At 67.7% G+C, this 5,440-nt stretch carries 6 protein-coding genes; all 6 read left to right on the top strand.

Annotated elements, in window-relative coordinates; translation table 11 throughout:
• Window positions 1–1,712 (top strand): FHIPEP family type III secretion protein (locus AC1DU6_RS19040; RefSeq protein WP_477858904.1); only part of this gene is annotated, 1,712 nt, incomplete at its 5' end.
• Window positions 1,709–2,416: a flagellar hook-basal body complex protein gene (locus AC1DU6_RS19035; protein ID WP_457323192.1), complete on the top strand. Its 708-nt coding sequence runs from the start codon at window positions 1,709–1,711 to the stop codon at window positions 2,414–2,416. The genes AC1DU6_RS19040 and AC1DU6_RS19035, both read left to right, overlap by 4 nt.
• Complete coding sequence (locus AC1DU6_RS19030) at window positions 2,413–3,174, top strand: flagellar hook-basal body protein (RefSeq protein WP_457323191.1); 762 nt, start codon at window positions 2,413–2,415, stop codon at window positions 3,172–3,174. Before AC1DU6_RS19035 ends, AC1DU6_RS19030 begins: the two co-directional genes overlap by 4 nt.
• A complete protein-coding gene (locus AC1DU6_RS19025) occupies window positions 3,171–3,857 on the top strand; it encodes a flagella basal body P-ring formation protein FlgA (protein ID WP_457323190.1) in 687 nt (228 codons plus the stop codon). Before AC1DU6_RS19030 ends, AC1DU6_RS19025 begins: the two co-directional genes overlap by 4 nt.
• On the top strand, window positions 3,854–4,525 hold the full coding sequence (locus AC1DU6_RS19020) for a flagellar basal body L-ring protein FlgH (RefSeq protein ID WP_457391240.1): 672 nt from the start codon (window positions 3,854–3,856) through the stop codon (window positions 4,523–4,525). The genes AC1DU6_RS19025 and AC1DU6_RS19020 overlap by 4 nt, the downstream gene beginning before the upstream one ends.
• 1 nt (window position 4,526) lies before the next feature.
• On the top strand, window positions 4,527–5,440 hold a 914-nt coding region (gene flgI / locus AC1DU6_RS19015), incomplete at its 3' end, for a flagellar basal body P-ring protein FlgI (protein ID WP_477858900.1).

The raw sequence follows: 5,440 nt of genomic DNA, 5'->3' as shown, positions 1-5,440 counted from the left end.
TCATCGGCCTGATCGTCTTCCTGATCCTCGTTGTCGTGCAGTACGTCGTCGTGACCAGTGGCGCGCAGCGTGTGTCGGAGGTGGCGGCGCGCTTCACGCTGGACAGCATGCCCGGCCAGCAGATGAGCATCGATGCCGACCTGAACATGGGCTTCATCGACCAGGCCGAAGCTCAAGCGCGCCGCAAGACGCTGGAGCGCCAGGCAGCCTTCTACGGTGCCATGGACGGCGCCAGCAAGTTCGTCAAGGGCGATGCCGTGGCCGGCATCATCATCCTGCTCATCAATATCGTCGGCGGCCTGGTCATCGGCGTGATGCAGCGCGGCATGGGCTGGAGCGAGGCACTGCAGACCTTCACGCTGCTGACCGTGGGCGACGGCATCGTCACGCAGATTCCGGCGCTGGTCATTTCGGTCGGCACCGGCATCATCGTCACGCGCTCGGCCTCGGACAGCAATCTCAGCGGCGAGGTGCTCAAGCAACTCACCAGCTTCCCGAAGGCGATCTGGCTGGTGGTGGGCGCCTTGATGGTGCTGCTGATGCTGCCGGGCATTCCCGCGCTGCCCGTGCTCACGGTGGCGGCTGTCCTTGCTCTGCTGGCCCTGATGGCCGGCCTTCGCGACCGCGACGCCAATGAGGCAGCAGCCGACACCTCGACAGAAGAACAGCCCAAGGGCGACGATCTGGTGCCGCGGGTCCATCCGGTCGAGGTGCGCATCGGCAGCGCGCTTTCCACGTTGGCCCAAGGCGAGGAATCGGCCTTCATGCAGCGCATCGCCGCGCTGCGCAAGCAGTTCGCCCAGGACTTCGGGCTGCTGCTGCCCGCTGTGCGCTTCATCAACGAAGCCCGCCTGGCGGCGAACGCCTACGAGCTGGCCATCTATGGCGTGGTCTATGGCCGCGGCGAGTTGCATGAGGGCAAGCTGCTGGCCATCCATCCCAGCGGCGATACCAAGCACCTCAAGGGCATCGAGACGCGGGAGCCGACCTACGGGCTGCCGGCCGTGTGGATCGAAGAAAGTGAGCGCGAGAAGGCGCGCGCGGCGCGCTACACGCTGGTCGATACGCCCACGGTCTTCGTCACCCATCTGAGCGAGACGGTGCGCCAGCATTGCGCCAACCTGGTCACGCGTGCCGAGACGGACCGCCTGCTCAATCGCGTCCGCGAGGCGCAGCCGGGGCTGGTTGAAGAACTGGTGCCCACGGTGCTGGGCGTCGTCGACGTGCAAAAGGTCTTTCAAGCGCTGCTGCGCGAAAAGGTCAGTCTGGTGCAGGTCGAGGGCATCATCGAGACGCTGGCCGACGCGGGCCGGGGCACCAAGGATGCGGCACTGCTCACTGAAGCGGTACGCCAGCGGCTCGGGGCGTCGATCTGCCAGCAGCTCATGGGCGAGGCCCAGGCCCTGCACGTGCTGACGCTCGACCCGACCGTGGAGCAGCGCCYGCGCCAGGGCACGCAGGACGCCACGCCGACCGATCCCCGTTTTGTCGAGCAGTTGCTGGCGCGGGCCATCGTGCTGGCCGAGCAGATGGTGCGCAGCAACTTGCTGCCCGTGCTGCTCTGCGCACCTGACCTGCGGCGCCATCTGCGCAGCCTCACGGAGCGTGCGCTGCCGCATATGCGCATCCTGGCAGTCACCGAGGTGCCCAACCTGATCTCGCTCAAGGCCTTTGGCAGCCTCAACCTGCCGGTCAATGAAAGCTCCGCATGAATGCCATCGAAATCGCTGCCATCGGTTTGCAGCACGACCTGGATCGGCTCAAGCTGACCAGCCACAACGTCGCCAATCTTTCCACGCCAGGCTACAAGCGCCAGGTCGCGGTACAGATGCCGTTCGCCGACCTGATGAGCGCAACGAGCGAACTGCAAGTGCAGACGGACGCCCGCACAGGCAAGCTCAATGCGACCGGCCAGGCGCTGGATGTCGCCCTGCCGGACGGGCGCTATCTGCTGCTGGAGGCCGATGACGGCAGCCAGGCATTGAGCCGCCAAGGCGCGCTTCAGATCGACGCGCAAGGGCTGCTGCGCACGCTGGCAGGCCACAAGGTCATGGGCACCCGCGGAGCGATCAGTCTGCGCGCGGACCAACGCGCCGGCTTGGAGATCGATGCCCAGGGCCAGCTCAAGCAGCAGGGCCAGGTGCTCGACGCGCTGCGACTCATCGGCACCAAGGCCAATGTGGCCCTGCGTCCCTTGGGTGACGGGCTCTATGCCGCGGACAACAGCCAATGGGAAGCCGAGTCTGCAGCGATTGGCGTGCGCAGCGGGCACCTGGAGCAATCCAACGTTGTCCCCAGCCAGGAGATGGTGACCTTGATGAGCACCACCCGCCACGCCGAAACCATGGTGCGCCTGTTCCAGGCCGCCGACGACATGCAGGCGACCGCGATCCGTCGCTTCGGGGAGAACACATGAACGACGCCCTCTACATCGCCGCGACGGGGATGAAGGCCCAGACGGCCCAGCTCGACACGATTGCAAACAACGTCGCGAATGCCAGCACACCGGGCTTCAAGCGCAGCAACCTGCGCTTTGGCGACCTGGTCAGCGCCGGCCTCGATGGCCAGCAGTCGGCCGAGGTTTCGACGGTGTCGGCCGGCGTCAAGATCGGCGCCGTGCAGCGCTCCTTCGTGGCGGGCGAGCTGCGCCGCGTCGACGACACGATGTCCGTCGCCGTCCAGGGTGACGGCTTCCTTGAGGTGCAACTGCCCGACGGCAGCCCGGCGTTCACGCGCAGTGCCCGGCTTGAGATCAACGCCGACCGGTTGCTGGCGGCGTCTGACGGCTTTGTGCTGCGCCAGCACATCCATGTGCCCACCGACGTTCGCAGCCTCAGCATTGGCGAAGACGGCCAGGTCACGGGGCGTGATGACGCCGGCCGCATCACGACCTTGGGGCGCATCGAGCTGGCCGTGTTCGCCAGCCCCTCCGCGCTGACGCCGACCGGCGAGGGCCTGTGGCGAGCCAGTGCGGGTTCAGGCGAGGCCACGTTGGCACCTCCCGGCGAAGCCGGAGCAGGGCGCGTGAAGCAGGGCTATCAGGAGGCATCCAACGTCCAGCTGGTGGAAGAGATGGTGCAGCTGATGGTGGCCCAACGCGCCTACGAAATGAACGTCAAGGTCATGCAGGCGGCCGATGAGATCGCCGGCATGACCAACAACCTGCGCAAATGAACCGCGCCGTCGTCCTTGCGATCTGCGGCATGACCCTTGCCGCTTGCGCTCAGGCCAATCCCTTGTGCGATGTGGCCGAGGCAGGCCTGCAGCGGTTTGCCCAAGCCCGCGGCCTGGCTGCCGACATGCGCTGCCGCGCCTCGGTGGGCCAACCCTTGCCGGCCGACGCTTCGTTGAGCGCCATGGACTGGCCCAAGGGGCAGGTGCCGCGCAGCGGGGCCTTGACCTGGCCCGTGCGTGTGCAGGTCGGCCAGGGGCGTTCCTATGTCCAGCAGGTGCCGTTGTCCGTGGCCTGGACGGCGCCGGCCTGGGTCGGTGTGCGCAATCTGGAGCCGGGAGCCGAACTTCAGCCGGGCGATCTGGAGTTGCAGTCGCGGCGCTGGCCCGAGGGAATGGCCGTGCAGGCCGCGGATGCGCAGGCCCAACCGCAGGGGCGACTGCGCAGCGCCGTGCGAGCCGGGGACATCCTGACCGCTGCCGCTCTGCTGCCTGCCGGCGCGCTGGTGCGGGGCGACCGCGTCACCGCCGTTCTGGCGCAGGGTGCGATGGAGATTCGTATGCCCGCGCAGCTGTTGGCACCCAGTCGCGTTGGTGAAGTTGCGAGAGCGCAGGCAACCGGCCGCACCACGCCGCTTGAAGGGCGGCTGGTCGATGCGAAAACCTTGATGGTGGTGAGCGAATGAAGATCCTTTTCGCCACCTTGGCCTTGTTCTGCGCCGGGGCATGTGCCGACCAGTTCGATGCCCCGGCGCCCCAGGCTGAGAGCGTGGCCGCGCCGCCAGCAGCGGCATCGGCCAGCCCGGTCGCGCCAGCGGGGCCGGCGCCACGCCCGCGAGCACGGGGCAGCTTGTATTCCGACGCGCAGTTCCAGTCGCTCACCGCCGACCGGCGTCGCTTCGAGGTCGGCGAAGTGCTGACGATCATGGTTTACGAAAGCACGTCGGCCACGACGTCGGCCGATACCGGCACGAACCGCGATTCCAGCGTGGGCCTCGGCATCAGCCTGCCCAGCTGGAACAAGAGCGCGGGTGCCACGGCCAGCAACGACTTCAACGGCACCGGCCGCACGCAGCGTGCCGGCCGTGTGCTGGCGCAGATCACGGTGCTGGTTCGGGAGGTTTTGCCCAACGGCGACCTGCGTGTGGGGGGCGAGCAGCTGCTCGAGATCAATGGCGAGAAGCAGACGATCCGCGCCGAGGGGCGTGTGCGCCCGCGTGATGTGAGCGAGCAGAACGTCGTGCTGTCGAGCCGGCTGGCCGACGCCAGGCTGGCTTTCGTGGGTGACGGCGTGCTCGGCGATATGCAGCGCCCCCGCTGGTGGCAGAAGCTGCTGAGCCTTTTCGGGATTTGACATGCGTGCGGCGATATTCCTCTGCCTTGCTCTTGCTGCCGTGCTGCCTGCCCAGGCGCAGTCCGTGCGGCTCAAGGACCTTGCTCGCGTCGGTGCCCAGCGCGAGAACGCCCTGGTGGGCTATGGCGTGGTGACCGGCCTGTCCGGGTCGGGCGACAGCTCGCGCAGCAAGGCGACGCGCGTCACGCTGTCCAACCTTTTGAATCGGTTCGATCTCAATATCGCGTCGGATGACATCGCCAGCCGCAACGTCGCGGTCGTGATGGTCACCGCGAGCCTGCCGGCCTATGCCCGTCCGGGGGACCACGTCGACGTCTCGGTGAGCTCCGTGGGCGATGCACGCAGCCTTGAGGGCGGCACCTTGCTGATGGCTCCGCTCAAGGGCGCGGACGGCCGTGTCTATGTGCTGGCCCAGGGAGCGATGACGGTGGGCGGCTTCCGGCACGACGCGCAAGGCAACCAGGTGCAGAAGAACCACCCGACGGCCGGGCTCATCAGCGGCGGCGGCACGGTCGAAGTGGCATTGCAGGAGGAGCCAGAAGCTCAGCCCGTGCTTTCGCTGGTGCTGAACCAGGCCGACTTCGGCACCGCCGGCCGCATGGCGGACCGCATCAACGAGAGCTTTGGTGCCGAGCTGGCTGAGGTGCGCGATGCCGGCGCCGTCGAAGTGCAGGTCCCGCGCGGCTATCGCGCCAAGGTGCCTGCCTTCGTGCGGCAGATCGAAGCGCTGGCCGTCGAGCCGGACCATCACGCGCGTGTCGTCATCAACGAGCGCACCGGCACCCTCGTCGCCGGTGGCGATGTGCGCATTTCGCCGGTGGCCGTCGTCGTGGGCGAGACCAAGGTGACCGTCACCGCCGAAACCGCGGTGTCCCAGCCCATGCTTTTGCGTGCGCCCGGCGCGGGCGTCAGGAC

The organism is Roseateles sp. P5_B10 (assembly GCF_056400485.1).
The sequence above is the reverse complement of the archived record's forward strand: the minus strand, read 5'-3'. Positions and strand labels throughout refer to the sequence as shown.

Coding starts and splice junctions, on each gene's coding strand:
- AC1DU6_RS19035 (WP_457323192.1), top strand. CDS start 1,709: ATGAATGCCATCGAAATCGCTGCCATCGGTTTGCAGCACGACCTGGAT.
- AC1DU6_RS19030 (WP_457323191.1), top strand. CDS start 2,413: ATGAACGACGCCCTCTACATCGCCGCGACGGGGATGAAGGCCCAGACG.
- AC1DU6_RS19025 (WP_457323190.1), top strand. CDS start 3,171: ATGAACCGCGCCGTCGTCCTTGCGATCTGCGGCATGACCCTTGCCGCT.
- AC1DU6_RS19020 (WP_457391240.1), top strand. CDS start 3,854: ATGAAGATCCTTTTCGCCACCTTGGCCTTGTTCTGCGCCGGGGCATGT.